The sequence below is a fragment of the Peteryoungia algae genome (assembly GCF_030369675.1).
GTDB lineage: Bacteria > Pseudomonadota > Alphaproteobacteria > Rhizobiales > Rhizobiaceae > Allorhizobium > Allorhizobium algae.
Genome location: NZ_CP128477.1, coordinates 3,367,672 through 3,394,072, shown reverse-complemented (window position 1 = coordinate 3,394,072; position 26,401 = coordinate 3,367,672). Strand labels below are relative to the sequence as shown.

Genomic DNA, 26,401 nt, shown 5'->3' with positions numbered 1-26,401 from the left:
ATGAACGACAATTCACAGCATGATGCGCGCGGCGAAAGCTCCGGATGCCTCGTGCGAAAGGCGACTGAACCATGACAAAACCAACCTCATCGGCACCTTCGCAGCGCATGCTGCGCGTCGGCGAGCAGGTGCGCGCCGCCATAACCCAGGTGCTTCAGCGCGGAGAGGTCAATGACGACCTCATCGAAAAAACCGTGATTTCGGTTTCGGAAGTCCGCATGTCGCCCGATCTGAAGATGGCAACCGCCTATGTGGCGCCACTCGGCGTTTCCGACCATGACGCGGTGATCGCAGCCTTGAACAAACATGCGAAATTCATTCGCGGACGCATCGGCGGCCAGCTGCGGCAGATGAAATACATGCCGGAAGTACGCTTCCGCGACGACACCAGCTTCGACAACTACCAGAAGATCGATGCGCTGCTGCGCTCGCCGGAGGTCCAGCGCGACCTCGGTACCGACGAAGACAAAGACTGAGAAAAGACCTAGATGTCAAAACCCAGAAAGCCCAAGGGCCGCCCGATCTCGGGCTGGCTCATCCTCGACAAGCCGGTCGATTTCGGCTCGACCGAGGCAGTCGGCAAGATCAAGTGGCTGTTCAATGCCCAGAAGGCCGGTCATGCCGGCACGCTCGACCCTCTCGCTTCCGGCATGCTGCCGATCGCGCTCGGTGATGCGACAAAGACCGTTCCCTACGTGATGGATGGGCGCAAGATCTACGAATTCACGGTCACCTGGGGCGAGGAGCGCTCGACGGACGATCTGGAAGGCGAGGCCACACACACCTCGGACCAGCGCCCGAGCGAAGACGCCATACGCGCCCTGCTGCCGAACTATACCGGCACGATCAATCAGATCCCGCCGCAATTTTCGGCGATCAAGATCGCTGGCGAGCGCGCCTATGACCTCGCCCGCGATGGCGAGACGGTCGAGATCCCCTCGCGCGAAGTCGAGGTTCATCGCCTGACACTGCTCAATTGCGAAACCGACAAGGCGCATTTCGAGGTGGAATGCGGCAAGGGAACCTATGTACGCTCGCTGGCCCGGGACTTCGGTCGCGATCTCGGCTGCTACGGGCACATCTCCTCGCTCCGCCGTACCTTTGTCGCCCCGTTCGCAGAAGAGATGATGGTGCCGCTCGCAGAGCTCGTGGCGCTCGAAGGCATTGAAGACCGCGATGAGCGTCTGGCTGCTCTCGACGCCTTCCTCGGGGATACGGCCGAGGCGCTGTCGGCCTTGCCGCAGCTTCGGATCACCGATGACCAGGCGCATCGCCTGCGGATGGGCAACCCGATCATCCTGCGCGGGCGTGATGCGCCCGTCGCCGAACCGGAGGCCGTCGCACTTGCCGGCGGCAAGCTGATCGCGATCGGCGAGATCGCTGGCGGTGAATTCCATCCACGGCGAGTCTTCGCCTGAACCCTTCCTGCCGCCTGCTCTTTCCTTTCATCAGGGAATAGAGTATAGGCGGCGGCAGCTGGCCCTTCGGGTGCCTGCATTCACGGCCAATGCTGGACGACATCCCGGCCTTTGGCGTCCCTGTCTCTTATAATCCAGAAAGGATTTACGATGTCGATCACTGCAGAGCGCAAGGCTGAGCTCATCAAGGAATACGCGATCAACGAAGGCGACACCGGTTCGCCGGAAGTCCAGGTTGCGATCCTGACCGAACGGATCAACAACCTGACCGAACACTTCAAGGGTCACAAGAAGGACAACCACTCGCGTCGTGGCCTTCTGACCATGGTTTCGAGCCGCCGTTCACTTCTCGACTACGTGAAGAAGAAGGACGAAGGCCGTTACACGAAGCTGATCACGAGCCTCGGCATCCGCCGCTAACAAGTTCCCGGCGGGTCTTCGCTAGCGAAGATCCGCCGGTTGCCTTTCCGGGTCAGGCCAAAGGACCCGCACCCCGTCTCGCGCATGGATTTGCCCGGGACGAATGACAGACCGGATGGGCCGGTCATGTCGACACCAACCGATGACCTGTCATGGGGCAGGATTGTTGGATGCTTCCGCGCCACAGGGCGAATTTGCGGGGATCACCCGCCGGATCTGAAGCCTCCCACTGTCTTGCCCGTGATTGCGTCAGCACATTGCAGACCCTGCGAGCCCCCGGATTACGGCGGCCCGGACCTGCATATGAAGGACAAGATATGTTTGATGTTCACAGCGTTGAAATCGAGTGGGCAGGCCGTCCGCTGAAGCTGGAAACGGGCAAGATTGCCCGCCAGGCCGACGGCGCCGTTCTCGCCACCTATGGTGAAACCGTCGTTCTCGCCACCGTGGTTTCGGCCAAGTCGGCAAAGCCGGGCCAGGACTTCTTCCCGCTCACTGTCAACTACCAAGAAAAGACCTATGCCGCCGGCAAGATCCCGGGTGGCTATTTCAAGCGCGAAGGTCGTCCTTCGGAAAAGGAAACGCTGGTTTCCCGCCTGATCGACCGTCCGATCCGCCCCCTCTTCCCGGAAGGCTACAAGAACGAAACCCAGGTCGTCGTCACCGTCGTCCAGCATGACCTCGAAAACGATCCGGACGTATTGGCCATGGTTGCCGCTTCGGCGGCCCTCACGCTCTCCGGCGTTCCGTTCATGGGCCCCGTCGGCGGCGCACGCGTTGGCTACATCAACGGCGAATATGTTCTGAACCCGCATCTCGACGAGATGGACGAGTCGACCCTCGACCTCGTCGTTGCCGGCACCCAGGACGCCGTCCTGATGGTCGAGTCGGAAGCCAAGGAACTGAACGAAGACATCATGCTCGGCGCCGTCATGTTCGGCCACAAGGGCTTCCAGCCGGTCATCGACGCGATCATCAAGCTCGCTGAAGTGGCTGCCAAGGAGCCGCGCGAATTCGAACCGGAAGATCATTCCGCTCTCGAAGCCGAAATGCTCTCGATCGCCGAGACCGAACTTCGCGCTGCCTACAAGATTACCCAGAAGGCTGATCGCTACGCCGCCGTCGACGCCGTCAAGGCAAAGGTGAAGGCACACTTCTTCCCGGAAGGCGAAGAGCCGAAGTACCCGAATGAAGTGATCGGCGCCGTCTTCAAGCACCTGCAGGCGAAGATCGTTCGCTGGAACATCCTCGACACCAAGAGCCGTATCGACGGCCGCGACCTGTCGACCGTTCGTGCGATCGTGTCTGAAGTCGGCATCCTGCCGCGCACGCATGGTTCGGCTCTGTTCACCCGTGGCGAGACCCAGGCGATCGTTGTCGCCACGCTCGGCACCGGCGAAGACGAACAGTATGTCGACAGCCTGACCGGCATGTACAAGGAACGCTTCCTGCTGCATTACAACTTCCCGCCCTACTCGGTCGGTGAAACAGGTCGCATGGGTTCGCCGGGCCGTCGCGAAATCGGCCACGGCAAGCTCGCATGGCGCGCCATCCGTCCGATGCTGCCGTCTGCAGAACAGTTCCCGTACACGCTGCGCGTCGTCTCCGAGATCACCGAGTCGAACGGCTCGTCCTCGATGGCAACCGTTTGCGGCACGTCGCTGGCTCTGATGGACGCCGGCGTTCCGCTGGCAAAGCCGGTTGCCGGTATTGCCATGGGCCTCATCCTCGAAGGCGAGCGCTTTGCGGTTCTCTCCGACATTCTCGGCGACGAAGACCACCTCGGCGACATGGACTTCAAGGTAGCGGGTACTGCCGACGGCATCACCTCGCTGCAGATGGACATCAAGATCGCTGGTATCACCGAAGAGATCATGAAGGTCGCGCTCGGCCAGGCTCAGGGTGGCCGCAAGCACATCCTCAACGAGATGGCCAATGCCCTTTCGGAAAGCCGTGGCCAGCTCGGCGAGTTCGCCCCGCGCATCGAAGTGATGAACATCCCGGTCGACAAGATCCGTGAAGTCATCGGTTCGGGCGGCAAGGTCATCCGCGAAATCGTCGAAAAGACCGGCGCCAAGATCAACATCGAAGACGACGGCACCGTGAAGATCGCCTCTGCCTCCGGCAAGGAAATCGAAGCTGCCCGCAAGTGGATCCATTCGATCGTGGCCGAGCCGGAAGTCGGCGTGGTCTACGAAGGTACGGTTGTGAAGACCGCCGACTTCGGCGCCTTCGTCAACTTCTTCGGTTCGCGTGACGGCCTGGTGCACATCTCGCAGCTCGCTTCCGAGCGCGTTGCCAAGACCTCCGACGTCGTCAAGGAAGGCGACAAGGTCTGGGTCAAGCTGATGGGCTTCGACGAGCGCGGCAAGGTTCGCCTGTCCATGAAGGCCGTCGACCAGACGACCGGCAAGGAAGTCGCTGCCGATAAGAAGGATGGCGAAGCCGCTGAATAAGCGGACGTCGTTCCCGATCCGAGGCGCGGGAGAAATTCCGCGCCTTTTTTGTTCGCCGAGAGAGAAGACCGAGCCATGAGCCGCGAAAGCCTGAAGACCCTGTTCCATCCCTTCGTTACCGAGGCTGTCGCCCTGCCGGCTGCGGAAAGCCGCTGGCTTTTCCTGGGCGCTGAAGCAGGGTTTGCCAAGCCCGAAGGTTTTGCGGCCGAACTCACGGCCGTTCAGGATTTCCGCCCCGAATTCCGCCGCCTCGAGGCGAGCCATCTCAGGCCACTGCCGGCTGTCGAGGGCAATGATTACGATGGCGCGCTGGTACTGTGCGGCAAACACAAGGGCGTCAACGAAGATCGCGTTGCCGAGGCGCTGAAGCGCGTCAAGCCCGGCGGCACCGTGCTGGTCGCTGGCGCCAAGGAAGACGGGATCCTGCCGCTTCGCAAGCAGCTCGATCGCCTGGGTCTTTCGCCCGATTCCATGCCGAAATATCACGGTGTGGTCGCCTGGTTCACCGTGCCCGAGGATACATCGGCACTCGTTTCGACATTGGCCGCCAAGACGGTCACGGTCGATGGCCGTTTCGAGACCCGGTCGGGGCTCTTTTCCCATGCCCATGCGGATGAAGGGTCCGAATTGCTGGCGACCCGTCTGCCGGCAGACTTCAACGGCAATGCCGCTGATTTCGGCGCCGGCTGGGGCTATCTTTCGGTGATGCTGGCAGATGCTGCCCCCCGCACCAACCGTATCGACCTGTTCGAGGCGAGCCACGAAGCGCTGGAACATGCCAAGCGCAACCTGGCGAAGAACTGCCCGACCCTGACGACGCGTTTCTTCTGGCAGGATCTGGCCAACGAACCGGCGAAAGAGAAATACGACCTCGTCATCATGAACCCACCCTTCCACGAGGGGCATGCCGCCGAACCGTCGATCGGTGCGGCCATGATCAAGGCAGCCGCAGAAGCACTTCGCGGCGGTGGCGAATTGCTGATGGTGGCGAACCGCGGCCTGCCCTACGAGCCAATCCTCGGGGCGCATTTCAAGCAGCATGGCGAAGTCTGCCGCAATGCCCGCTTCAAGGTGCTTTGGGCCAAACGCTGAGCAGACGCCTTTGTGATCAGCCACGATCGGACATAGACCATGTGGCACTCGACTCTGTGCCTGTCCTCGCTTAGCATCTGACGCCAGTAGCTTTCACTTCTGGCGCCAGCGGTCTTCATGCCTTCTCGGAACCTCACCGATGAATTGACCACCGTGGCCGGCCTTGCTTCGGCGGTGGTCGTGCATGCCAAGTCCTATGGAATAGACGTCGAGCCGATCTGCAGAGCTCTGGAGATCGATCCCGAGACATTTCAGAGCCTGACTGCCCGGATCAGCCTCGACCGCCTCTGCCGGCTCCTGGAGGCCTGTGCCTTGCTGGCCGATGACGAGGCTTTCGGGCTCACGAGCATCAAGGACTATGAAGCGGGGTCCACCGGGCCTTTCGGTTACGGCCTCATGGCAGCGCCTACCGGGCTGGACTTCGTTCGCTTCCTGGACGACCACATTCAATATGTCACCCATACCAGCTATTGCCGGCTCTCGCTCGACGAACGCGGGGCGCATCTGGCCTGGACCTTTGCGCCAGTTATCGTAAAGCGCGACCAGTATGTCGACATGTCGGTTGGTCTCGTCATGCAGCGCGCAAAGGAACTCGCCAACAGCGATGGCATAGAGATCGAGCTCGAACGGCCGCACCCGCGCAATCCGCAGCTTTTCCGCCAGTTGCTGTCACGCCGCGTGAGCTTTGCGGCGGGCATGAACTGCATTCACTTTCCCTTGAGCTTTCTGGAGGCGCACAACTCCACGGGCGACCGGCGCCTCTTCGAGCTCATGGACCTCCAATGCCGCAGCCTGAGACCAGCCTTGCCGGAGAAGGGAGCGGATTTCCTGGAACAGGTGCGCCGCTATCTCCTGCTTCATGTCTCCGACGACGACTATCCCCTCTCCGAAATCGCACCCTATTTCGGCCTCTCCGGGAGGACATTCCAGAGACGGCTTGCCGCCCAGGGAACCAGTCTCAACGACTTGCGGGACCAGATCAGGAAAGACGTCAGCTTCAGCCTGCTGACGGAGAGCGAACTTCCGATTTCGGAAATCTGCTATCGCCTGGGCTATTCGGCTCCCAGCGCCTTTACTCGATCGGTGACGCGCTGGTTCGGCTCGACGCCGACAGAAGTGCGCGAGCGCAAATCCGCCTGAGCGCAGCCCAGCTTGACAAGTGGCGGCTGAGCGGCCCTAATATGCTCCACGAGACGCTCCATGCAGCCGGCTCCGCTTATTTAGCGCGTGCGGATAAATACTTGGCGTGCAGTGTCAACGACACGGTTCCAGTTATAATGGTATTCGCGCCGTCTGACGACCTGATGTGATCATCAGGTCGCGTATTCTCCATGGCGGTAATTGCAATTATGAATACCGATACCAAACGGGCGATCGGGCGACATCCCGCCTTTGCCGTCTTATCAGCCCGCGAAATCCGCTGCCTGCAGCTCGTGGCCGAGGGCATGCGCGCGGACGAAGCAGCCAATGTGCTCGCACTATCGAGTGATGAAGTAAACGAGGCGCTCACCGGCGCTCGGGAAAAGCTCGAAGCAAGCAATCTCATGCATGCAGTCAGCATCGCCATGCTGATGGGCGTCATAGATCACACCAATCCGCATCAACCGAAGTAAGCCGTGCTCCCACGGCTGGCGGACCACTTCGGATGAATGCCTGGCGCGGCAACGCGCCAGGCTTTTTTTATGTGCCAGCTGTCAGGATCAGCCGTTGTGACGCTGGAAGACCAGCGTCGCATTGGTGCCGCCAAAGCCGAAGGAATTGGACAGCACCGTATCGATCTTCGCATTGTCGATGCGCTTGCGCACGATTGGCACCCCTTCGAATTCAGGGTCGAGTTCGGTAATGTGGGCGCTCTCGCCGATGAACTTTTCCTGCATCATCAAGAGGCCATAGATCGATTCCTGGACGCCGGCGGCACCCAGCGAGTGACCCGTCAGAGACTTGGTCGACTGGATATGCGGGATCTTGTCACCGAAGACTTCGCGGATCGCGCCGATCTCCTTGCTGTCGCCCACCGGCGTCGACGTGCCGTGGGTGTTGATGTAGTCGACTTCGCCGGTCACCGTCGAGAGCGCCTGGCGCATGCAGCGCATCGCGCCTTCGCCCGAGGGAGCGACCATGTCGTAACCGTCAGACGTCGCGCCATAGCCGGTGATTTCGGCGTAGATCTTGGCGCCGCGAGCCTTGGCATGCTCAAGCTCTTCCAGAACCAGGACGCCGGCACCGCCGGCGATGACGAAGCCGTCACGCGAGACATCGTAGGCCCGGGAAGCAGTCGAGGGCGTGTCGTTGTATTTTGACGACATGGCGCCCATGGCGTCGAACAGGCTCGACATGGACCAGTCGAGATCCTCGTGGCCGCCGGCAAAAACCATGTCCTGCTTGCCCCACTGGATCATCTCGTAGGCATTGCCGATGCAATGGGCCGAGGTCGAGCAGGCAGACGAGATCGAGTAGTTGACGCCGTGCAGCTTGAACCAGGTGGCAAGCGTTGCAGACGCGGTCGACGACATGGCCTTCGGTACGGCAAAGGGGCCGATGCGCTTGGGGCTCTTGTTCTGGCGGACGATATCCGCGGCTTCGACGATCTGCTTCGTCGACGGGCCACCGGAGCCCATGATGATACCGACGCGCTCATTTTGCGCATAGTCGGCCTCTTCGAGGCCGGCATCGGCGATCGCCTGTTTCATCGCGACATGATTCCAGGCGCCGCCCTGCGACAGGAAGCGCATTGCGCGGCGATCGACCAGTTCGGTTGGATCCAGCGTCGGCTTGCCCCAGACCTGGCAACGGAAACCATTCTCGGCGAAATCGGGAGAAAAGGTGATGCCCGATTTGGCGTCGCGCAAGGATGCGGTGACTTCGGCGGCATCGGCACCGATGGAGGACACGATGCCCAGACCCGATATTACAACCCGTCTCATCTCTCAGACCTTCTTCATGAACTCAAGGTACGGACAAGGCCGGATCAGGCCGCCTTGTCCTTCGACAGACCAACGCGGAGGTCGGTTGCCTGATAGATAGTCTCTCCATCGGCCTTCAACCAGCCGTCGGCCGTACCAAGTACGAGGCGACCGCGCATGACGCGCTTGAAGTCGATGCCATATTCGAGAAGCTTGGTCTCGGGGCGTATCATGCCCTTGAACTTCACTTCGCCTGTCGACAGCGCCATGCCGCGGCCGGGCTCACCCAGCCAGCCGAGGAAGAAACCCGTCAGCTGCCACATGCCGTCGAGACCGAGGCAACCAGGCATGATCGGATTGCCCTGGAAATGGCAGGGGAAATACCAGTCGTCGGGGCGCACGTCATATTCCGCGCGGAGGTAACCCTTGTCGAAGGCACCGCCGGTTTCCGAGATATCGGTGATCCGATGCACCATCAGCATGGGCGGAAGGGGAAGCTGCGCATTGCCGGGGCCGAACAGTTCACCGCGGCCGCAGGCGAGGATTTCATCGTAATTGTAGCTGGACTGTCTCGTAACCATTGTTCTTCTTCTTCCCCCCTCTGCTTCACATGTCCGGGACCCAATAGAGCAAGACGAAGGCAAATTGAAGCCCTGCAGGCCCTGCACCGCTGTCCCGGGACATTGGGCGCCCCATTCTCATATCATGGTCGCATACAGGAAGGAAAAGACCATCACCAGTGCGGATGGTCCAAAAAACCGCCGAACTTCAGCATGTGCAGGCTCGAAGCGCGGCGGAACTATTGAAACACCCTGATTTTGCAGCTATATCGACACTTGCGTACACTAATTCGTGCCGCAATGAGACTGGAGTGCGTCCTTGACGATGGCAAGCTGCCAAACAGGCATCGAACTGAAACTGCGTCGCTCGGGCCTTCGCCCGACGAAACAGCGCATTGCCTTGGCCGGACTTCTGTTTGCCAAGGGCGATCGCCATCTCACGGTCGAAGAGTTGCATGACGAGGCGCTCGCCGCCGATTTTCCGGTCTCTCTGGCAACGGTCTACAATACGCTGCACCAGTTCACCGAAGCCGGCCTCATCCGGGTCTTGGCCGTCGAGAGCTCAAAAACCTATTTCGACACCAATGTCTCGGACCATCATCACTTTTTCGTCGAAGGCGAAAACAGGGTGCTGGACATCCCGGTCAACAATATCAGCATCGACAACTTGCCGCCGGCCCCGGAAGGCATGGAAATCGCTCATGTCGACGTTGTCATCCGGCTGAGGCCCAAGCAGGGCTGAGTTTTCCGACCCGCGCCCTTCACCTCACATTACCTCATCGGGATGCCGGCCGGGCTTGTGCTTGTAGGTCGGGAAAGTCCAACCGAAGTACAGCGCTCCTCCGCGAATAACAAAGGCCGCCAAAGCGCCAATGACCGACGCTGCATAGAGCGGCATTCCAAATTCGTTGGCTCCCGTGAACACGGCTGCGCCCACCAGAGCCGCCGTGATGTAGATCTCCGGCCTGAGCAACACCGATGGCTCGTTCGCCAGAAGATCACGCAGGACACCGCCAAGGCTTGCCGTCAATGTACCCGTCACGATCGCGATCGTCGGGGAGCCGGTCGCGGCCAGACCCTTCGCCGCGCCCATCACGCAATAGGCCGAGAGCCCGATCGCATCGAGCCAGATCAGCAGGCGGTAACGCGATTCGACCATGTGGGCGGTGAAGAAGACGAGCACGCCGATCGCACAGCAGATCAAGATATAGTCAGGATTGAGCACCCAGTAGACCGGGACACGCCCCAGCACGATGTCGCGGACCGTGCCGCCTCCGAGCCCCGTCACCACGGCGAAGAACAGGAAGCCGATCATGTCGAGCTGCTTGCGCGACGCGGCGAGAGCGCCAGTGGCCGCAAACAGGGCGATCCCGGCATAATCGAGATAAGACAGGAACGACATGGATGATTTCCTTGCTGGAGCCTTCAGTCGGGGCCAGATTTGGATCACGCCGTTAAGGGTGAGGCAAGACGCAGGCGCTAGACTTCCCCATCGTTCAGCACAGATTGCGCTCCGGAGTCCAGACCGTGACCTTCCTCTCCCGTTTCCTTCTCCTCGTCGTCGTGGCCGGCCTTTTCGCCGGGCCTGTCGTCGCTCAGCAGGAATTGCTGACCGATCCCGAGATTTACGAGAAGAATCACTACGCCAAGCGATGCAAGGTGGTGCAATATGGCGGCCGCTTCATCGACCGCATCGACATCAACAATGACGGCATCAAGGACGCGGTCACCAATAGCAGCGAGATCGTCTGCGACGGAGTGCGCGGCCCTGATTGTTCGGCCGAGGGCTGCCCGTTCAACTTTTATCTGCAGGTGAAAGAGGGCGGCTATTTCATGATCGCCACGGCGCAGATGTACACCTATGATTTCATCAAACGCTTCGGCAACATGGTCTTCGTACTGAAGATGCATCCCCGCTATTGCGAACGCGCGGAGGGCGAGCAGCCCTGTGAGATGACCGTTCGCGTGCGCGGGACCAAATTCCTGACAATCTCGAAGAAATAGCCGTGTTTACGGCGCCGGGTAGACGGCGTCGATCCGACCGAGCATGCGATAGGCGAGCAAGCCCACCCATTCCCGCAACGCCGTCGACATCTGCTGCGCATTGAGGCTCGGCTGGGTGAAGTCGAGCGCGAAAGAGACGTTGCCGGCGGTGCGATAATCGACAGGCCAGGGCGTCACCTCGACGCCCGCCTTGCGGAACAGGCCGACAGAGCGCGGCATGTGGAAGGCGGAGGTGATGAGCAGGCATTGTCGCAGACCGCTGGAGGCCAGGAGCTCGCGGCTGTTTTGGGCATTTTCGTCGGTGTTTTTCGACGTGGTCTCGGCGATCAGCCTGTCGCGAGAAATTCCAAAGGCCTCGAAAAACCGGACCGAGGCAGCGGCATCGCCCTCAAAGGCGCCGCTCAGGGAGCCGTCACCGCCCGAGACGAGGATCCGCGCCTGCGGATATCGGATCGCCAGCCGCAGCGCCTCGACGAATCGGTCAGCTGCCTGATTGAGGTCCATGCCGCCGCGTGTCGTGGTCACCTCCGTCTCGAAGGCGCCACCCAGCACGATCATGCAGGAGAGCTCCCGGGGATCGGCGGCCGGCCTTGGAAAGCGGGCTTCGAGGGTCTGCAGCAGGAGCGAACCCAATGTCGTGTAGAGGGTGAGGAAAAGCACGATCAAGGACAAGGACAGCGCGGCCGCCGCCAAGCGAACCCACCGCATCCAGATCATCACCAGGGCCAGGCCAGCAAAGACGAAGACCAGGGACAGGGGCTGGACGAGGTTCCAGAAAAGCTTGGACACGACGAACACTGCGCATTCTCCCTGCCCGGCATCGGGCCTCTTTCACCGTGCTGCCCTCTTTCTGTCGGGAGACCAGCTTCGCTCAAGGAGGCGTTACTAGACCCTCGACCCACTGTCATCATTTGAATGCTGAATTTTTCGGGAGCACACCCATGCGATTTGCCGTCGATACCGTGGACGAATCTGGCAATGATCGCCTCTATATCGGCACTCCCGTTGAAGTTCGCGAGGACAAGCTGCACCTCAAGCTGCGCGATGGCGAAGTGAAGCTCGACGTCGCCAAGATCATCGACTGGTTCCAGATCGATCTCTCCAAGAGCGGCGAACGGGTGGATTTGTTTCAGCGGTGAGGGACTGAGCGCACGGCATACGGCACTATGGGAATGCGCCCGTCTGGGCGCTGTCGTCCGTAGAAAGTTGTCTGGAAAAAATTTGGTGGAGCTAAGCGGGATCGAACCGCTGACCTCTTGCATGCCATGCAAGCGCTCTCCCAGCTGAGCTATAGCCCCATCAGGGTACCGGGTTTATTCCGGCTCCGGGAACCCTTTGGAAAGCACCGCTTCCGTCGGGGTGGCGGCTTGATACTTCCGGTAGTCGGAGATGGCAAGCCGAAAAATGAAAGCCCGGGCATTTTTTTGGACCCGGGCTCGAAATGCTTGAAATATCAGGCTTCGTCGTCGTCGCCGTTGACCCCGATCAAGCCGGTCACGTCATCGTCGTCATCGTCTTCATCGGCCTCGAGGAAGGTGTCGTCGTCATCGCCGTCGATTTCGACGTCGTCATCGTCGCCGATGTCCGGGATGTCGTCACCCGAGGAATCGTCGGCGTCATCGTGGGACACCAGCTCGACATCCGTGTTTTCGGTATCGACTTCGGCAACTTCCTCTTCCTCAGCCTTCTCCATGATGGCTGCGACCGAGGTTTCCTCGAAATAGGAAAGCGGCCAGGACTTGCCCGTGTACGGCGACACGATCGGGTCCTTGTTCAGGTCGTAGAATTTCTTGCCGGTGTCGGGGCAAGTGCGTTTCGTTCCAAGTTCTGCCTTCGCCACTGTCAAAGCCTCATGAAGTCGTGAAGATTAAGGGCATGCGCCAAGCGCCCGGCGCGAGGCCGGCCAAACTGTAGTCGGTCCCCTTAATCGCTGATGCCCGTCCTGTCAAAGGCTATCTGCGCATGAATTTTGGCAACCGTGGGTTCGCATGCTTCGCTTGGCAAGGGCTGCCAAGATTTGTATCAGCGATGGCATGAGAGACAGAGACAAAGAGGGTCGAATGATCATCGCCATAGATGGACCGGCTGCCGCCGGCAAGGGGACGCTGTCGCGCCGGATCGCGGAAACCTACAGCTTCCATCATCTCGACACCGGCCTCACCTATCGCGCGACAGCCAAGGCGCTTCTGGACGCCGGCCTTCCGCTCGATGATGAAGCGGTTGCCGAACGAATGGCACTTGCCGTGGAGCTTGCCGGGCTCGATCGCGACGTCCTTTCGGCACACGAAATCGGCGAAGCGGCCTCGAAGATTGCGGTAATGCCCGCCGTACGCCGAGCGCTGGTCGAGGCTCAGCGCGCATTTTCGAAGCGCATACCGGGCACGGTGCTGGATGGGCGCGACATCGGCACCGTGGTCTGCCCGGAGGCACCCGTGAAGCTCTATGTCACCGCCTCGCCGGAAGTGCGCGCGAGGCGGCGATATGACGAAATCATCGCCAAGGGCAGCGCTGCGGATTTCGAGGCGATTTTCGCCGATGTGAAGACGCGGGACGCGCGGGACATGGGACGGGCCGACAGCCCTTTGAAACCAGCTGATGACGCGCACTTGCTAGATACTTCCGAAATGAGTATAGAGGCCGCATTCTTGGCGGCGAAGATGATCATCGACGCTGCCCTGACGAAATGAAGTGACCAGGATCCGGCCAAGCCGGAGCCTCAAGGCCGACACCCAGTCCCCGCGCCGGATTGCTCTCCAGATGAGAGCGGATCGGATGCCGGCCAAGATCAACACCAACCCCCGGCGCTCACGCATCCAGTGGGATGCGACTAGGAGATTTCATGTCTGTTTCTACCCCGTCGCGTGAGGACTTTGCTGCCCTCCTCGAGGAATCCTTTGCCAAGACCGATCTGGCCGAAGGCTATGTTGCCAAGGGCATCATCACCGGCATTGAGAAGGACGTCGCCATTGTTGACGTCGGCCTCAAGGTCGAAGGCCGCATCGCACTGAAGGAATTCGGTGCTCGCGCCAAGGACGGCACGCTCAAGGTCGGCGACGAAGTTGAAGTTTACGTCGAGCGTATCGAAAACGCTCTCGGCGAAGCTGTTCTGTCGCGCGAAAAGGCTCGTCGCGAAGAAAGCTGGATCAAGCTCGAAGCCAAGTTCGAAGCTGGTGAGCGCGTTGAAGGCGTCATCTTCAACCAGGTCAAGGGCGGCTTTACGGTTGACCTCGACGGCGCCGTTGCCTTCCTTCCGCGTAGCCAGGTCGACATCCGTCCGATCCGCGACGTGACCCCGCTGATGCACAACCCGCAGCCCTTCGAAATCCTCAAGATGGACAAGCGTCGCGGCAACATCGTCGTATCGCGTCGTACGGTTCTCGAAGAGTCGCGTGCCGAGCAGCGTTCTGAAATCGTTCAGAACCTCGAAGAAGGCCAGGTTGTTGACGGCGTCGTCAAGAACATCACCGATTACGGTGCGTTCGTTGACCTCGGCGGCATCGACGGCCTGCTGCACGTCACCGACATGGCATGGCGCCGCGTCAACCATCCTTCGGAAATCCTGTCCATCGGCCAGTCGGTCAAGGTTCAGATCATCCGCATCAACCAGGAAACCCACCGCATCTCGCTCGGCATGAAGCAGCTCGAGTCGGATCCGTGGGATGGCATTGCCGTTAAGTATCCGGTTGGCAAGAAGATCTCCGGTACCGTCACGAACATCACCGATTACGGTGCATTCGTCGAGCTGGAGCCGGGCATCGAAGGCCTGATCCACATCTCGGAAATGTCCTGGACGAAGAAGAACGTTCATCCCGGCAAGATCCTTTCGACCACGCAGGACGTCGATGTCGTCGTTCTCGAAGTCGATCCGTCGAAGCGCCGTATCTCGCTCGGTCTCAAGCAGACCCTCGAGAATCCGTGGCAGGCATTTGCCTTCAGCAACCCGGCCGGCACTGAAGTCGAAGGCGAAGTCAAGAACAAGACCGAATTCGGCCTGTTCATCGGCCTCGAAGGCGACGTCGACGGCATGGTTCACCTCTCTGACCTCGACTGGAACCGTCCGGGCGAACAGGTCATCGAGGAGTTCAACAAGGGTGACGTGGTCAAGGCTGTCGTTCTCGACGTCGACGTCGAGAAGGAACGCATCTCGCTCGGCATCAAGCAGCTCGGCAAGGATGCCGTCGGCGACGCAGCCGCTTCCGGCGACCTGCGCAAGAATGCTGTCGTTTCGTGCGAAGTCATCGGTACCAATGATGGCGGCATCGAAGTGAAGCTGGTCAACCACGAGGACATCACGTCCTTCATCCGCCGCAACGACCTGGCCCGCGATCGTGACGATCAGCGTCCGGAGCGTTTCTCGGTCGGTCAGGTTGTAGACGCCCGCGTCACCAACTTCTCCAAGAAGGATCGCAAGGTCATGCTGTCGATCAAGGCTCTCGAGATCGCTGAAGAGAAGGAAGCCGTCGCACAGTTCGGTTCGTCCGACAGCGGCGCTTCGCTCGGCGACATCCTGGGCGCAGCCCTGAAGAACCGCAGCAACGACTAATCCTCGCTGTTGATTGAACAAAAGAGCCCGCCGGGAGCGATCCTGGCGGGCTTTTCTGTGTCGCAACGAAGAATCAGTTGAGACCGGCCATCCGGAGATAGAGCTCGTGAGCCGGTTCCGGCGGAAGTTGCACGACGGTGTCTGACGGCGCCGGCAAGGCCCGGCTCGGCATGGCGTGCCCCTCGGGGAGGGCTGGCGTGGCCACATCGTCTGCCGGCTGATCCTGATCATCGGACTTGGCCGTCAACGGCGCCTTGGCATCATCTGGCGCCTCTGCGCCTTCCGACCCCTCTTCGTCCTCGGGGTGCCCCCGATCCTCAGTCTCCCGCTCCTCCTCTTCCTCTTCCTCTTCCTCCTCCTCCCACTCGATTTCGTCTTCGATCATGTAGGAGACGAATGGCAGCGGCACGCCTTCGCGACCGAGGATCGACCGGATAGCCGCCTGCTCGGCAAGTGAAGATGGGGTCGGGGTCGGCTCGGTATCAGCAGGGCGAGGGGCCTGACCTGCCTCGGATATTCGGGTTTCCTGTCCAGCCTCTTCGGTCGGGAGGATCGCAGCGGCACCAGTTGCTGCAGGTTCCACTGCTGTTGCCCGGCTTGGCGCGGCTGCCTGCGACGCAGCGTTGAATTGCTCGGCTGGCAGGGTCTTCAGCCGCAACAGCGCCTTGACGAAGTCTGTCTCCAGCAATTCGGCCAACCAACCGCCGGGCTGGGGGAGCGCGGGCTTCTCTCCGGCTATGCCGGTCGGAGGAGGCATGGGTACTGCGGCCAGTGATGGCTTGGCGGACGGGCGGGACGAATCGCGGCTCTGGTTTCTGTCGGCATCGGCAGGTCCAATTCCAGAAAGCGATGTCGGGGCCGAACCATGCGGCTGTCCGACCCGATCCACCGATGGAGCCGGAAGGGGCAGCTGACTCCTTGCAGACGGCAATGGCGACGCTGTTTCAGATGTGCCCCTTGCTGCAGGAAACCCGGGGACGGACTTGATCACCGTCGCGTCGAGCCGACGCTCCTGACCCTGGGTCGAAGCCCCCGCTGGCAGAGCGGCTGGCGTTTGCTGCCGGTGAGCCGAACTCGGCCGCAAATCATTTATCGAGGTTGGTGATGTCAGCCTGCCCTCGCCCGGCTTCGGATTGCCCGGGGGCAGCGTAGAGGCCGCGAGCGGTGATTGCGAAACGGCGCTCCCGGCCGGGCGAGCCCGCTCGGCAAAGGATCTCGGACTGTCGTTGGCAAGTGGCGGGCGGCCGGGGCTCAGGGGATTGGAACGCCCCTCGCCTGCCAGTTCGCGATACGACGAGATGACCGAGCGCGTCGCGCCGTCCCTGTCTTTGTGGCGGTAGAGCTCGAGATAGAGCGCAAGGGTCGCGCGCTCCGGCCCCGATGGGTTCGCCATGGCCTCGAGCAATGTGCGCAACTGCAAACCGGCAAAGGCCTGCGAAAGAAGTTTCTGCAGCTTCACCCGGTCGGCAACGGGAAGCGCCGCAATCCCTTCGATCAACCTGCCCATATAGTCGTTGACGCTCTCGCCGATCCGCCGGTCGATCTTCAGCGCGGATCCCAGGATATCGGACAAGGCCGCGAGGTTCTGGGACATCCGCTCGGGGCCGGAGAGCAGCATGATGTTGAGCTGTCCGGCAATCGCGGAATTCTGGTCGGCTATCGCCGGCGCCATGGCTTGGAATACCGCCGTCGGCCGTGTCGTCGGGGCCTGATCCGGACGCTGTTTGGCTGACGTCGTGGCCTGATTTGCTGACGCAAGGACTGGAGGAAGCATGGGCAACCTCTCCGGTTCTGGTGCCTCTGGACCCAGGCCTCGATCGAGGACCTGCACGGGCCACAAGGGTGTGACTGCCGCCCTGTCGCGAACGCTGCCGATCCTCGATCTTCGCCTGTTATGGTTAATCAAACCCTAACGACAGCGCCAGAACGCGAGACTCCAGCTTCGCGCATTGATTGACCGTCATCATGCGCGAGGCGGCAGACTGTCGCCCCAGTGACCAAGGACAGCGCCGGCATGACACGTAATCTTCTTTTGAACACCGACAGCTACAAGCTCGGCGTCTTTCTGCAATATCCGAAGGACACGCGGGCCGTCAGTGCATTCGTGACCACGCGTGGCAACTCGTTCCGTCCTGAGGTGATGTTCTTCGGGCTGCAGATGTTCCTCAAGGACTATCTGTCTGCGCCGATCAGTCGTGCCGACATCGATGAGGCGCAAGAGGTCTCTTCGGCTCATGGCCAGCCTTTCGACCGCAGTGGCTGGGAGCATATTCTCAACGCCCATGGCGGCATGCTGCCGCTGAAGATCGAAGCGCTGGCGGAAGGCTCGGCGATTCGCCGCGGCGTGCCAGTGATGCAGGTGGTGAACACCGATCCGCGCGTGCCTTGGCTCACATCCTATATGGAAACGGCGCTGCTTCGGGCAGTCTGGTATCCGTCAACAGTGGCTACAACGGCATGGCGCCTGCGCATGGCGATCCAGCCATTCCTCGACAGAACGACAGACGATCCCATGGGTCTGCAGCCGAGCCGCATCAGCGACTATGGCTGCCGCAGCACATCGAGTGTCGAACAGGCCGCGATTGGCGGCGCCGCACATCTGTTACACTTCGACAGCTCGGACTCGCTGCCGGCCATTCTGCAGGCTCGCCGTTTCTACAATGCGTCCATGCCAGCCCGTTCGATCCCGGCGGCCGAGCATGGTACGATCATCGCCTGGGGGCAGACGCAGGAGACCGAAGCATATTCGCATCTGATCGATAATTTTGCGAGCTTCGGTGGCTATTCCGTCGTGTCCGACAGCTTCGACCTCCACAATGCGGTTTCGGAGATCTGGGGCAAGACGCTGCAGACCAAGGTGCGCGCGTCAGGCGGCGTGCTCGTTGTTCGTCCCGACAGCGGCGATCCGATCGAGACACCGATCCAGGTCGTGGCGCAGCTGGCTTATGCCTATGGCACGCGGCTCAATGGCAAGGGCTTCAAGGTCATCGACGGCAATGTGCGCGTGCTCCAGTCGGACGGCGTCTCCCTGCAGGACATCCAGATGATCCTCGGCCGGCTCGAAGGCATGGGGTTCTCGGCGGAGAACATCTCTTTCGGCATGGGATCGGGCCTGCTTCACAAGATCAACAGGGACACGCTGTCCTTCACCATGCGCACCAGCGCCGTGCAGAACGGCAACGAGCAGTGGCGCCCCGTGGTTCGGCGCCCCTCCAATCCGCAGGAGCGGATCGCCATGGCGGGTCTCGTGGCTGCAATCGCTGACGGCCACGACATCATGCCGGTACCGCTGGAAGATCTCGGGGCGCGGCCCAATCTCATGGCGACGGTCTGGCAGGACGGTGAATTGCTGGTGGATTCGAGCCTGGACGAGATCCGCGCGCGGGCAACGGCCGTCAGCCTTCCCCGGTAGCTCAGTCGACGAGACGCATGAAACGAGGATAGAGGCCCGCCTCGTCCGACGGCACGGGAACCCGTTCGCCAAAGGCTTCGTCGGAGCGGCTGCGCTCATCGACGATAAATGCATCGAGCCAGTTGGCCGGCGCATAACGCGGGCCGCTGTCTTCAGTTTCTGCGAGGTCGGCGGTCGCTTCGATCAGGTCCGAATCATAGCTGGATGGGTTACGCGATATCGAGTCGAGTAGGATACTGGATGCTTCCGTCATGGTCGCCTGATCAACGCCTTTATGGGAACGCGCAACTTGAAATGCCCGCACCGTTACTGATTTGTCCGGGAGGATCATGCGAAGTCTCGGTTAACGAAACCTTGGCGCGCGCACTCGGATTTTCCTCAGTTCTCATCCACAAGAAGCTCTAGTCGCAGGCGTCAGGCCTTCCGCATCCTTTTTTTGCCATCCGAACAGAACCGTCAGGCCCCTGGACACCGGGCGCACGGAAGAAGAGAACACGATGGCTCAGGTCGCGGCAACTCGGCGACGCTCGCGTTTCCATGCAAGGCATAGCGAGCGAAAGCCCGGGTGTGAAATATCAGCTGTGGGCGAAAATATCGGTCTCTTCCCAGCCCAGGAGGTCGAGCTTGGCGCGCGTCGGCAGGAATGCGAAGCACGCCTTGGCATGCTCCATGCGCCCGTCGCGCAGCAATCGGTGCGTGAGCTTGTCGCGCAGGGCATGCAGATGCAGCACATCTGATGCAGCATATTCGAGCTGGGCTTGGCTCAGGGTCTCTGCCGCCCAGTCGGAGGATTGCTGCGCCTTGGAGATATCGATCTCAAGCATTTCCTTCAGATTGTCCTTGAGCCCGTGACGATCCGTATAGGTGCGGGCAAGCCGCGAGGCGATCTTGGTGCAGAAGACCGTCTCGGTCGTGACGCCAAAGGTCTGAAACAGGACGGCGATGTCAAAGCGTCCATAATGGAAGATCTTCTCGCGGGCCGGATCCGCCAGCATCGCAACGAGGTTCGGCGCGGCCGTCTGGCCGGCTGCAATCTTGATCACGTCCGCCGTGCCATCGCCGGAGGACAGTTGCACGACACAGAGACGGTCGCGACGCGGCACCAGGCCCAGGGTCTCCGTATCGATCGCGATCGCGTCGGTGTAGCGGGCGGCATCGTCTCCTGAAATGTCCCCCACGTGATAGCGAATCGTCGTCATTTCAGCCTCCAGACGTCATTGGTCGGTTCTGCCCGCTATAACCGAAAGCCCTGGACCGTACCATCCCGCTGAGCGCCACGCTCTCGGGATTGCCATCAGGATCGCTGCTCTGTGACCAGCGCATGCAAATATCGTGTGCACAGAGTTTGAATGATGAAAGACTAGGCATGCGAACGTTCGTTTGCATCGCTTCGGCTTAAAGAGAAAGAGACGAAAGCAGTCATCGCGGGCAAACGACGATCGCAGAATTGATGACTTTCACCAGCCATGCATTTAACGCACTGCTGCGTTGCAACAACGATCATTGGCAGGCGAAAGTGATTTGAATATAACAAAACCATCGAAGCGGCGCACTCCTCCTCCCAGTGCCGCTCGGTAGGATCGGCAATACTCCTCCTCCTCCCAATTGCCGATCAAGTTTAAGAGCCTGGCGCATCCTCCTCCCGCGCCAGGCTCTTTACATTTCTGCCTTGTGGCACTCCCCAGACATACGAAGAATGCGCACTCTGCTTCCGCTTGATGCCAGAGGACCGCCGGCCCATATAAGGCATTCTGTTTGAAAACGCTGAGGAGGCATGCATGTCGGTAAAGTTCGGAACGAGCGGTCTGAGGGGATTGTCCACGGATCTGGTTGGCTCCGTATCCGCGCTCTATGCCACGGCATTCGCGCGACACATGCTGGCCAGCGGCCGCCTCCAGTCCGGATCGCCCGTCGTGATCGGCCGGGACTTTCGCCCTTCCAGCCCCGAAATCGCATCGACAATCATGGCTGCCCTGAAGCGCGCCGGACTGGAGCCAATCGACTGCGGCACCATCCCTACACCGGCACTTGCACTTTACGGTGCATCGATTGGTGCTGCCGGCATCATGGTGACCGGCTCGCATATCCCGGCGGATCGCAACGGGATCAAGTTCTATCGGCCCGACGGGGAGGTCAACAAGGCGGATGAGGAGGCGATAACGCACTTCGCTGCCGAACTCGCCGCCGATCCGGAAGCCAACCGCGTCGAGACTGGCGTCGGGCAAGACCATGAAGCGGAGGCGACCAAGCTGTTCGTCGATCGCAACCTCGGCATCCTTCCGCCGGATGCGCTCAAGGGCAAAAAAATCGGCATCTACCAGCACAGCTCCGTCGCCCGGGACATGCTGGTGACCATCTTCGAAGAGCACGGCGCCACCGTGTTTCCGCTGGGCCGCTCCGACCAGTTCATCCCGGTTGATACGGAGGCGGTGTCGCCCGATACCGTGACCCAGCTCGCCCGCTGGACGGACGAGCTGGCGCTCGATGCCGTGCTTTCCACCGATGGAGACGGCGACCGGCCGCTGGTGGCCGACGAACACGGTGTGCCGCTCCGCGGCGACCTGCTCGGGCTGATCACCGCGCGGTTTCTCGGCGCATCTGTTGTCGCGACCCCGGTCACTTCCAATTCCGGTCTCGAAAAAGATGGGGGATTCGACGTTAGACGGACTCGCGTTGGCTCTCCCTTCGTCATCGCGGCCATGGAAGAGGCGCTGGCGGCGGCAAAAGCCGGCGTGCTTGGCTTCGAGGCGAATGGCGGCTTGATGCTGGGATCGGATTTCTCCATCGGCGACAAGGTGATCAAGGCGCTGCCAACGCGGGACAGCTTCCTGCCGGCACTTGCCGTTCTCGGCACGGCGGCCGAGCGGGGCCTGTCCCTTTCGGCTCTCGTCGAGGACTTCAGCCTGCCGGTTGCGCTCAGCGATCGGCTCGAAAATTATGCCAGTGAACGAAGTGCCTCTCTGATGGCTCATCTTCGTGGCTCGGAAGAGCAACTCGAGGCTTTTCTTGCCCCTCTTGGCGCCGTTCAGACGGTCAGCGACATCGACGGTCTGCGGGTGACGCTCACTGACGGTCGCGTCATCCATTTCCGTCCTTCGGGCAATGCACCGGAGATGCGCTGCTATGTGGAGGCTTCGGACAAGGAGAGTGCGGCCTCGCTTCTCAGCCAGGGGCTTTCGCTGCTCGCGGGCTGGCCAGCCTGAACCAGATCGGCTCCCCAGGCGTATTGGTCATGAGAGAAAACATGAGGATGTCATGACCAAGATCGCGTGGATTACGGGTTCCAGCTCCGGCATAGGCCGAGCGCTTGCCGAGCGGCTGTTGCGCGACGGCTACCGCATCGCAGTCAGTGCACGCAGCGCCGATGCCCTGGCTGAACTCGCGACGAACCATGCCGGCCAGGTTGGCGTCTATCCCCTCGACGTGACGGATCCCGACGCCGTGAAGCAGGTCTTCGCGGCGATCGAGAGCGAGATGGGTGCGGTCGACCTTGCCGTGTTCGCGGCGGGATCCTACACGCGCGATTATGCCGAGGATTTCGAGCTGAGCCGGACAAGACAGATGTTCGACCTCAACGTGCTGGGCACGGCCTCCTGCCTCGAGACGGTGATGCCGGCCATGATTGCGCGCCGCCGCGGCCACATCGCCGTCGTGGCCTCCGTATCCGGCTATGTCGGTCTACCGGGTGCCGCCACCTATGGTGCGACCAAGGCCGCACTCAACGTCATGTGCGAGGCCCTTTACCCGGAACTCGAACGGCATGGGGTGAAGATCACCATCGTCAATCCGGGTTTCGTCGACACGCCGCTGACCGAGAAGAACGATTTCCCGATGCCGTTTCTCGTTTCGTCTGAGGAAGCGGCCGACACCATCGCCAAGGGCCTCGCCAAGGGCAAATTCGAGATCATCTTCCCGTGGAAGATGGCGCTCGCGATCAAGCTGCTGCATGCGCTACCGCATTCCCTGCGCTTTGCGCTTACACGGAAAATGCTGCGGCCCAAGCAGTGACCGCAGCATCTAGTCTTTAAGACATGGGGATGGTCAGGCTGGCTTGTCCAGCCTGAACTGTACGACGTCGATGCGGCCGAAACGGAAGCCGACAGCGCAGTAGTGGAGATAGAGCCGCCACATCCGATGGAAGCGGCGATCAAAGCCGAGCGGCTCGATCTTCTGCCAGTTGGCCGTGAATGCACTGTCCCATGCGAGCAATGTGCGATCGTAATCGCGGCCGAACCGGAAGCGGTCGCCGACCTTCAGTCCCGCTGCCATGGCAGCGTGTTCGAAGACGGTGACGGAGGGCAACATACCACCGGGGAAAATGTAGGTCTGGATGAAATCGGCGCTGCCGCGATAATAATCGAAACGGCTCTCATCAATCGTGATCGTCTGGATCAACGCCTTGCCGCCTGGAACCAGGCGCTTCTGGACAGCCTCGAAATAGATTGGCCAGTTCTCTTCGCCGACGGCCTCGAACATTTCGATGGAAACGATCTTGTCGAAATGACCGCTGCAATCCCGATAGTCCTCGAGACGGATGTCGACCCGATCGGCAAACCCTGCCTTTTCCAGCCGTGCGCGGGCGAACTTCGCCTGCTCGGCGGAAAGCGTCAGGCCTGTGACGCGACAGCCGGTCTTGCGGATGGCAAGTTCGGCAAAGCCGCCCCAGCCGCAACCAATTTCCAGCACGTGATCATCCGGCCCGATCTGCAACTCCTCAACGATGCGGGCATATTTGGCTTCCTGCGCATCGGCGAGTGACATGCCCGGCGCGCTGTAAAGTGCCGACGAATAGGTCATCGTCCGGTCGAGCCAGAGACCGTAAAACGCGTTTCCGAGATCATAGTGATACGCGATGTTTCGCCGGCTACCCTTTTTCGAATTGCGTCGCAACTTGTGACGCAGACGCGCCAGGGCCTTGAAAACGGAGGACGACGCAAGCACCGCTCCGAGTTGCGCCTCATTCGACAGTGCAAGCTCCAGGACGGCCCCGATGTCGGGCGACTCGAGGTCGCCGTCCATGAAAGACTGCGCGAAGCCGAGCGTGCCACCGGTCAAAATCCGCAGCACGGGGCTGGCGTTTCGAACACACAAAACGGCATTGGGCCCGGGCTTTTCCCCGATCGCCACATGTTCCCCATAGCCCTCGAACTGGAGCGTCAGACGTCCGACGGCAATGCGATCGGCCCAGCGGCACATCATGCGCTGCCAGAAAGTGAGACTGCTCACGATCGGTTGCATATCCTCTTCGGCGTGACTCATGACTTAGTGACCCCATTCTGCACGACGATCGTCGACGCAATCTTGGCTGCCGCCGGCTTGTGCCGATAAATCGGAACACCTTTCCACCAGAGCTTCAACGCTTCCCAGTGGATGCCCCCCATCACCTTCATGGTCATCAGGGGATAGGTCACCAGCATGCGCAATAAGGCGCGATCCGACAAGGGGCGACGTTTGCCGGAGAAGGTTGCGAAGAGCATTGGACCATCCGCATCGCTCTCACCGATATTGATGGCCACGTCGTCCGTCGGGGGGCTTATGCGAAAATTGTACTCGCAGTTCATGGGCATGAAGGGGGAGACATACATCTCCTTGGCGCAGCGGTGGCGCAGGATGCCGCCGGCCTCGGATTCCACCGGGATCACGTAGGTATGACGCTCGTTGAAAGTGTTGCAAACCTCGTAGAGCACGCCGGCGAGCTGGCCTTCCGGCCGATAGCAGAAATAGACCGTGATCGGATTGAACACATAGCCAAGGATCCTCGGATAGCAGAGCATCCGGATCTTCCAGCCGTGGCCCTGAAGCCCGGCCGCCGCCAGACGCTCCTCGACCCAAGACCGCAATTCACCCGGCCGGCCATTGCCGTGATCGGCATCGTGCACCGAATAGAGAGCCGGCTTGTTGTAGCCGAACAGACGTAGCGTCTTGTTCAATTCTTCTACCTCGTCGAGATCGACGATCAGCGAGAATACACTGTAGCGAAGACTATGCTTCCTGGGGCGGCTGCGGGTATGCAGCACATGGCCGGCATAGATTGCGGATTGATGTGTCATTCCGCAGCCTCGAGTGCACGGTTGATGACAATGCGACCGGACTCGTTTTCGACCGACCACGGACGGCGTGAACCACCGAGCGCTTCTGCAACCGCAAGCCCGGCCTGCAGGCCATCCTCATGAAACCCACTGCCGAAATAGGCACCGCAGAACCACGTGTTGCGGCGGCCCTGGAGTTGCCAGATGCGGCGCTGGGCGCGAATGGCCGCAACGTCGAAAAGAGGATGCTCGTAGTGAAAGCTCCTGATGATCTTCGAAGGGTCAATCGGACGGCAGGGGTTGAGCGTAACGAAGAGCGGGGTCGCCGGATCGAGGGACTGCAGCATGTTCATCCAGTAGGTGACGCAGAGCGCATCGCTGGCGTCAGTCTGCTTTTCGGCAACATAGTTCCAGCTCGACCACACCGACTTGCGCTTCGGCATCAGGCTTTCATCAGAATGCAAGACAGCGAGGTTGGGTGTGTACTGGAAGGAGTCCAGCACCTCACGCTCAGCGCCGTCCGCATCTTCAAGCAAATCGAGGCTCTGGTTCGCATGGGTGGCCAAAACGACGTCGTCGAAGGTCTCCACGCCCCCACGAACATCGGTCACCTCCACGCCGGCCCTGCCGCGTCGAACCCCTGTCACGGCGGTCGCGAGGCGAACTTCACCGGTAAAATCGGCCAGAATACGCGCGACATATTCACGGCTGCCACCTTTTACCGTCCGCCAGCGCGGACGATCCGACAAAGTCAGCAGACCGTGATTGGCGAAAAAGCGGATGAAGGCGTGCAGCGGATAGAGGCGCATCTCTGACGCCGTCGTCGACCAGATGGCGGCCCCCATCGGCAGGAGATGGTCCTCCACGAAGGTTGGGGCATAGTCGGCAGATGCCAGGTAGTCGCCGAGCGACACGCCCTCCAGTTCGCTCCGGTCCAGAAGCGCTGGCGCTTCCTTGTAGAAGCGCAGGATATCCTTGACCATGCGCCAGAAGCGCGGACGCAGAATGTTCGATTTCTGGCCCAGAAGGCCAGAGAGACCAGAACCGGAATATTCGAACGCACCTCCGCCGAGCGATGCGGCAAACGACATGTTCGACGGCAAGGTCGGCACGTCGAGATGCTCGAAAAGCTCCACGAGGTTCGGGTAGTTTCGGTCGTTGTAGACGATGAACCCGGTATCGACAGGAATGTCCCTGGCACCCCCTGGCGCCAGCACCGTGTTGGAATGCCCGCCTGCGCGATCCTCCGTTTCGTAGAGGACGACATCCATGGTCTTGGAAAGGAGCCAGGCACAGGAGAGGCCCGATATTCCCGACCCGATGACCGCGATCCTGCGCTTACCGCCGAAAGCGGCCTTCGTAACACCCATGTCCATTCAATGCCCTTTACCGATTGTTCTATTTAAGGGTTTTGAACATGACTACGCATGGCATTCGGCACTGGATCGATCGATGCGAATAAAATCCGATGCGGTGATCCGGGCAAAGAGAGGTGGCGTAAAGCTCTTCATGATGATGAACGCGATACACATCTCCGCTGATGCGTGCCAGAATGACCCCGGGC

Annotated in this window: 26 protein-coding genes and 1 tRNA gene; 15 read left to right on the top strand and 12 right to left on the bottom strand. The window is 60.7% G+C overall.

Annotated elements, in window-relative coordinates; all coding sequences use genetic code 11:
- The first annotated feature begins 71 nt into the window (after window positions 1-71).
- From rbfA to QTL56_RS16030, 7 genes are all read left to right on the top strand, one after another.
- Complete coding sequence (gene rbfA / locus QTL56_RS16060) at window positions 72-476, top strand: 30S ribosome-binding factor RbfA (protein WP_229573672.1); 405 nt, start codon at window positions 72-74, stop codon at window positions 474-476.
- 12 nt (window positions 477-488) lie between these two features.
- The gene (gene truB, locus QTL56_RS16055) at window positions 489-1,418 is read left to right on the top strand and encodes a tRNA pseudouridine(55) synthase TruB (RefSeq protein ID WP_229573673.1); all 930 of its coding nucleotides are present in this window, start codon (window positions 489-491) and stop codon (window positions 1,416-1,418) included.
- Between the two features lie 150 nt (window positions 1,419-1,568).
- Complete coding sequence (gene rpsO / locus QTL56_RS16050) at window positions 1,569-1,838, top strand: 30S ribosomal protein S15 (RefSeq protein WP_112247036.1); 270 nt, start codon at window positions 1,569-1,571, stop codon at window positions 1,836-1,838.
- A 317-nt stretch (window positions 1,839-2,155) separates the two neighbouring features.
- Complete coding sequence (gene pnp / locus QTL56_RS16045) at window positions 2,156-4,294, top strand: polyribonucleotide nucleotidyltransferase (protein WP_229573674.1); 2,139 nt, start codon at window positions 2,156-2,158, stop codon at window positions 4,292-4,294.
- A gap of 75 nt (window positions 4,295-4,369) precedes the next feature.
- Window positions 4,370-5,386 (top strand): class I SAM-dependent methyltransferase, encoded by a 1,017-nt coding sequence (locus QTL56_RS16040; protein ID WP_245134073.1) that lies wholly within the window; start codon window positions 4,370-4,372, stop codon window positions 5,384-5,386.
- Between the two features lie 117 nt (window positions 5,387-5,503).
- Entirely contained in the window at window positions 5,504-6,526 is a 1,023-nt protein-coding gene (locus tag QTL56_RS16035; protein WP_229573677.1) for an AraC family transcriptional regulator, read from the top strand.
- Between the two features lie 209 nt (window positions 6,527-6,735).
- A complete protein-coding gene (locus QTL56_RS16030) occupies window positions 6,736-6,999 on the top strand; it encodes a LuxR C-terminal-related transcriptional regulator (protein ID WP_229573678.1) in 264 nt (87 codons plus the stop codon).
- Window positions 7,000-7,086: 87 nt separating this feature from the next.
- Here QTL56_RS16030 and fabB read toward each other — a convergent pair whose 3' ends face one another.
- Window positions 7,087-8,310: a beta-ketoacyl-ACP synthase I gene (fabB, locus tag QTL56_RS16025; RefSeq protein WP_245134071.1), complete on the bottom strand. Its 1,224-nt coding sequence runs from the start codon at window positions 8,308-8,310 to the stop codon at window positions 7,087-7,089.
- Between the two features lie 44 nt (window positions 8,311-8,354).
- Window positions 8,355-8,870, bottom strand: coding sequence for a 3-hydroxyacyl-[acyl-carrier-protein] dehydratase FabA (gene fabA / locus QTL56_RS16020; RefSeq protein ID WP_229573681.1), 516 nt, complete (start codon window positions 8,868-8,870; stop codon window positions 8,355-8,357).
- 304 nt (window positions 8,871-9,174) lie between these two features.
- On the opposite strand from fabA, the gene irrA reads away from it, so the two are divergent.
- A complete protein-coding gene (irrA, locus tag QTL56_RS16015; RefSeq protein WP_229573682.1) occupies window positions 9,175-9,591 on the top strand; it encodes an iron response transcriptional regulator IrrA in 417 nt (138 codons plus the stop codon).
- Window positions 9,592-9,615: 24 nt separating this feature from the next.
- On the opposite strand, the gene QTL56_RS16010 is transcribed toward irrA, so the two are convergent.
- Window positions 9,616-10,251: a trimeric intracellular cation channel family protein gene (locus QTL56_RS16010; RefSeq protein WP_229573684.1), complete on the bottom strand. Its 636-nt coding sequence runs from the start codon at window positions 10,249-10,251 to the stop codon at window positions 9,616-9,618.
- Between the two features lie 125 nt (window positions 10,252-10,376).
- On the opposite strand from QTL56_RS16010, the gene QTL56_RS16005 reads away from it, so the two are divergent.
- Window positions 10,377-10,853, top strand: coding sequence for a hypothetical protein (locus tag QTL56_RS16005; protein WP_370660300.1), 477 nt, complete (start codon window positions 10,377-10,379; stop codon window positions 10,851-10,853).
- A 6-nt stretch (window positions 10,854-10,859) separates the two neighbouring features.
- Here the strand turns inward: QTL56_RS16005 and QTL56_RS16000 are convergent, their stop codons facing one another.
- The gene (locus QTL56_RS16000) at window positions 10,860-11,651 is read right to left on the bottom strand and encodes a YdcF family protein (protein WP_245134069.1); all 792 of its coding nucleotides are present in this window, start codon (window positions 11,649-11,651) and stop codon (window positions 10,860-10,862) included.
- A gap of 143 nt (window positions 11,652-11,794) precedes the next feature.
- Between QTL56_RS16000 and QTL56_RS15995 the strand changes: the two genes are divergently transcribed.
- The gene (locus QTL56_RS15995; protein WP_245134068.1) at window positions 11,795-11,992 is read left to right on the top strand and encodes a hypothetical protein; all 198 of its coding nucleotides are present in this window, start codon (window positions 11,795-11,797) and stop codon (window positions 11,990-11,992) included.
- Window positions 11,993-12,075: 83 nt separating this feature from the next.
- Here QTL56_RS15995 and QTL56_RS15990 read toward each other — a convergent pair.
- Both QTL56_RS15990 and QTL56_RS15985 read right to left on the bottom strand, forming a co-directional pair.
- A tRNA-Ala gene (locus QTL56_RS15990) sits at window positions 12,076-12,151 on the bottom strand.
- Between the two features lie 155 nt (window positions 12,152-12,306).
- The gene (locus QTL56_RS15985) at window positions 12,307-12,693 is read right to left on the bottom strand and encodes a TIGR02300 family protein (RefSeq protein WP_229573710.1); all 387 of its coding nucleotides are present in this window, start codon (window positions 12,691-12,693) and stop codon (window positions 12,307-12,309) included.
- Window positions 12,694-12,913: 220 nt separating this feature from the next.
- On the opposite strand from QTL56_RS15985, the gene cmk reads away from it, so the two are divergent.
- Both cmk and rpsA read left to right on the top strand, forming a co-directional pair.
- A complete protein-coding gene (cmk, locus tag QTL56_RS15980) occupies window positions 12,914-13,540 on the top strand; it encodes a (d)CMP kinase (RefSeq protein ID WP_245134066.1) in 627 nt (208 codons plus the stop codon).
- Window positions 13,541-13,692: 152 nt separating this feature from the next.
- Window positions 13,693-15,396: a 30S ribosomal protein S1 gene (rpsA, locus tag QTL56_RS15975; protein WP_229573712.1), complete on the top strand. Its 1,704-nt coding sequence runs from the start codon at window positions 13,693-13,695 to the stop codon at window positions 15,394-15,396.
- 73 nt (window positions 15,397-15,469) lie between these two features.
- Here the strand turns inward: rpsA and QTL56_RS15970 are convergent, their stop codons facing one another.
- Complete coding sequence (locus QTL56_RS15970; protein WP_245134065.1) at window positions 15,470-17,068, bottom strand: hypothetical protein; 1,599 nt, start codon at window positions 17,066-17,068, stop codon at window positions 15,470-15,472.
- A gap of 342 nt (window positions 17,069-17,410) precedes the next feature.
- Between QTL56_RS15970 and QTL56_RS15965 the strand changes: the two genes are divergently transcribed.
- Window positions 17,411-18,808, top strand: coding sequence for a nicotinate phosphoribosyltransferase (locus QTL56_RS15965; protein ID WP_245134063.1), 1,398 nt, complete (start codon window positions 17,411-17,413; stop codon window positions 18,806-18,808).
- Window position 18,809: 1 nt separating this feature from the next.
- Here QTL56_RS15965 and QTL56_RS15960 read toward each other — a convergent pair whose 3' ends face one another.
- Both QTL56_RS15960 and QTL56_RS15955 read right to left on the bottom strand, forming a co-directional pair.
- The gene (locus QTL56_RS15960; RefSeq protein WP_229573716.1) at window positions 18,810-19,139 is read right to left on the bottom strand and encodes a hypothetical protein; all 330 of its coding nucleotides are present in this window, start codon (window positions 19,137-19,139) and stop codon (window positions 18,810-18,812) included.
- Between the two features lie 244 nt (window positions 19,140-19,383).
- Window positions 19,384-20,007 carry a ribonuclease D gene (locus tag QTL56_RS15955; RefSeq protein WP_229573718.1) on the bottom strand — a complete coding sequence of 208 codons (624 nt, stop codon included), beginning with the start codon at window positions 20,005-20,007 and terminating at the stop codon, window positions 19,384-19,386.
- A gap of 579 nt (window positions 20,008-20,586) precedes the next feature.
- Between QTL56_RS15955 and QTL56_RS15950 the strand changes: the two genes are divergently transcribed.
- Complete coding sequence (locus QTL56_RS15950; RefSeq protein ID WP_245134061.1) at window positions 20,587-22,011, top strand: phosphomannomutase; 1,425 nt, start codon at window positions 20,587-20,589, stop codon at window positions 22,009-22,011.
- Between the two features lie 52 nt (window positions 22,012-22,063).
- On the top strand, window positions 22,064-22,816 hold the full coding sequence (locus tag QTL56_RS15945) for an SDR family NAD(P)-dependent oxidoreductase (protein WP_245134060.1): 753 nt from the start codon (window positions 22,064-22,066) through the stop codon (window positions 22,814-22,816).
- 33 nt (window positions 22,817-22,849) lie between these two features.
- Here the strand turns inward: QTL56_RS15945 and QTL56_RS15940 are convergent, their stop codons facing one another.
- Genes QTL56_RS15940 through QTL56_RS15930 form a run of 3 tightly spaced genes read right to left on the bottom strand, consistent with a single transcriptional unit; the run spans window position 22,850 to window position 26,207 of the window.
- Window positions 22,850-24,067, bottom strand: a complete 1,218-nt coding sequence (locus QTL56_RS15940) for an SAM-dependent methyltransferase (protein ID WP_245134058.1) — start codon at window positions 24,065-24,067, stop codon at window positions 22,850-22,852.
- Window positions 24,064-24,858, bottom strand: coding sequence for a DUF1365 domain-containing protein (locus QTL56_RS15935; RefSeq protein ID WP_245134056.1), 795 nt, complete (start codon window positions 24,856-24,858; stop codon window positions 24,064-24,066). Before QTL56_RS15935 ends, QTL56_RS15940 begins: the two co-directional genes overlap by 4 nt.
- Window positions 24,855-26,207, bottom strand: coding sequence for an NAD(P)/FAD-dependent oxidoreductase (locus QTL56_RS15930; RefSeq protein WP_245134054.1), 1,353 nt, complete (start codon window positions 26,205-26,207; stop codon window positions 24,855-24,857). The genes QTL56_RS15935 and QTL56_RS15930 overlap by 4 nt, the downstream gene beginning before the upstream one ends.
- Window positions 26,208-26,401: the final 194 nt, after the last annotated feature.

What these genes read in the sequence shown, in the direction of transcription:
- rbfA (WP_229573672.1), top strand. Translation starts at nt 72, where the DNA reads ATGACAAAACCAACCTCATCGGCACCTTCGCAGCGCATGCTGCGCGTC.
- truB (WP_229573673.1), top strand. Translation starts at nt 489, where the DNA reads ATGTCAAAACCCAGAAAGCCCAAGGGCCGCCCGATCTCGGGCTGGCTC.
- rpsO (WP_112247036.1), top strand. Translation starts at nt 1,569, where the DNA reads ATGTCGATCACTGCAGAGCGCAAGGCTGAGCTCATCAAGGAATACGCG.
- pnp (WP_229573674.1), top strand. Translation starts at nt 2,156, where the DNA reads ATGTTTGATGTTCACAGCGTTGAAATCGAGTGGGCAGGCCGTCCGCTG.
- QTL56_RS16040 (WP_245134073.1), top strand. Translation starts at nt 4,370, where the DNA reads ATGAGCCGCGAAAGCCTGAAGACCCTGTTCCATCCCTTCGTTACCGAG.
- QTL56_RS16035 (WP_229573677.1), top strand. Translation starts at nt 5,504, where the DNA reads ATGCCTTCTCGGAACCTCACCGATGAATTGACCACCGTGGCCGGCCTT.
- QTL56_RS16030 (WP_229573678.1), top strand. Translation starts at nt 6,736, where the DNA reads ATGAATACCGATACCAAACGGGCGATCGGGCGACATCCCGCCTTTGCC.
- fabB (WP_245134071.1), bottom strand. Translation starts at nt 8,310, where the DNA reads ATGAGACGGGTTGTAATATCGGGTCTGGGCATCGTGTCCTCCATCGGT.
- fabA (WP_229573681.1), bottom strand. Translation starts at nt 8,870, where the DNA reads ATGGTTACGAGACAGTCCAGCTACAATTACGATGAAATCCTCGCCTGC.
- irrA (WP_229573682.1), top strand. Translation starts at nt 9,175, where the DNA reads ATGGCAAGCTGCCAAACAGGCATCGAACTGAAACTGCGTCGCTCGGGC.
- QTL56_RS16010 (WP_229573684.1), bottom strand. Translation starts at nt 10,251, where the DNA reads ATGTCGTTCCTGTCTTATCTCGATTATGCCGGGATCGCCCTGTTTGCG.
- QTL56_RS15995 (WP_245134068.1), top strand. Translation starts at nt 11,795, where the DNA reads ATGCGATTTGCCGTCGATACCGTGGACGAATCTGGCAATGATCGCCTC.
- cmk (WP_245134066.1), top strand. Translation starts at nt 12,914, where the DNA reads ATGATCATCGCCATAGATGGACCGGCTGCCGCCGGCAAGGGGACGCTG.
- rpsA (WP_229573712.1), top strand. Translation starts at nt 13,693, where the DNA reads ATGTCTGTTTCTACCCCGTCGCGTGAGGACTTTGCTGCCCTCCTCGAG.
- QTL56_RS15970 (WP_245134065.1), bottom strand. Translation starts at nt 17,068, where the DNA reads ATGGCGCCGGCGATAGCCGACCAGAATTCCGCGATTGCCGGACAGCTC.
- QTL56_RS15965 (WP_245134063.1), top strand. Translation starts at nt 17,411, where the DNA reads ATGACACGTAATCTTCTTTTGAACACCGACAGCTACAAGCTCGGCGTC.
- QTL56_RS15960 (WP_229573716.1), bottom strand. Translation starts at nt 19,139, where the DNA reads ATGATCCTCCCGGACAAATCAGTAACGGTGCGGGCATTTCAAGTTGCG.
- QTL56_RS15955 (WP_229573718.1), bottom strand. Translation starts at nt 20,007, where the DNA reads ATGACGACGATTCGCTATCACGTGGGGGACATTTCAGGAGACGATGCC.
- QTL56_RS15950 (WP_245134061.1), top strand. Translation starts at nt 20,587, where the DNA reads ATGTCGGTAAAGTTCGGAACGAGCGGTCTGAGGGGATTGTCCACGGAT.
- QTL56_RS15945 (WP_245134060.1), top strand. Translation starts at nt 22,064, where the DNA reads ATGACCAAGATCGCGTGGATTACGGGTTCCAGCTCCGGCATAGGCCGA.
- QTL56_RS15940 (WP_245134058.1), bottom strand. Translation starts at nt 24,067, where the DNA reads ATGAGTCACGCCGAAGAGGATATGCAACCGATCGTGAGCAGTCTCACT.
- QTL56_RS15935 (WP_245134056.1), bottom strand. Translation starts at nt 24,858, where the DNA reads ATGACACATCAATCCGCAATCTATGCCGGCCATGTGCTGCATACCCGC.
- QTL56_RS15930 (WP_245134054.1), bottom strand. Translation starts at nt 26,207, where the DNA reads ATGGGTGTTACGAAGGCCGCTTTCGGCGGTAAGCGCAGGATCGCGGTC.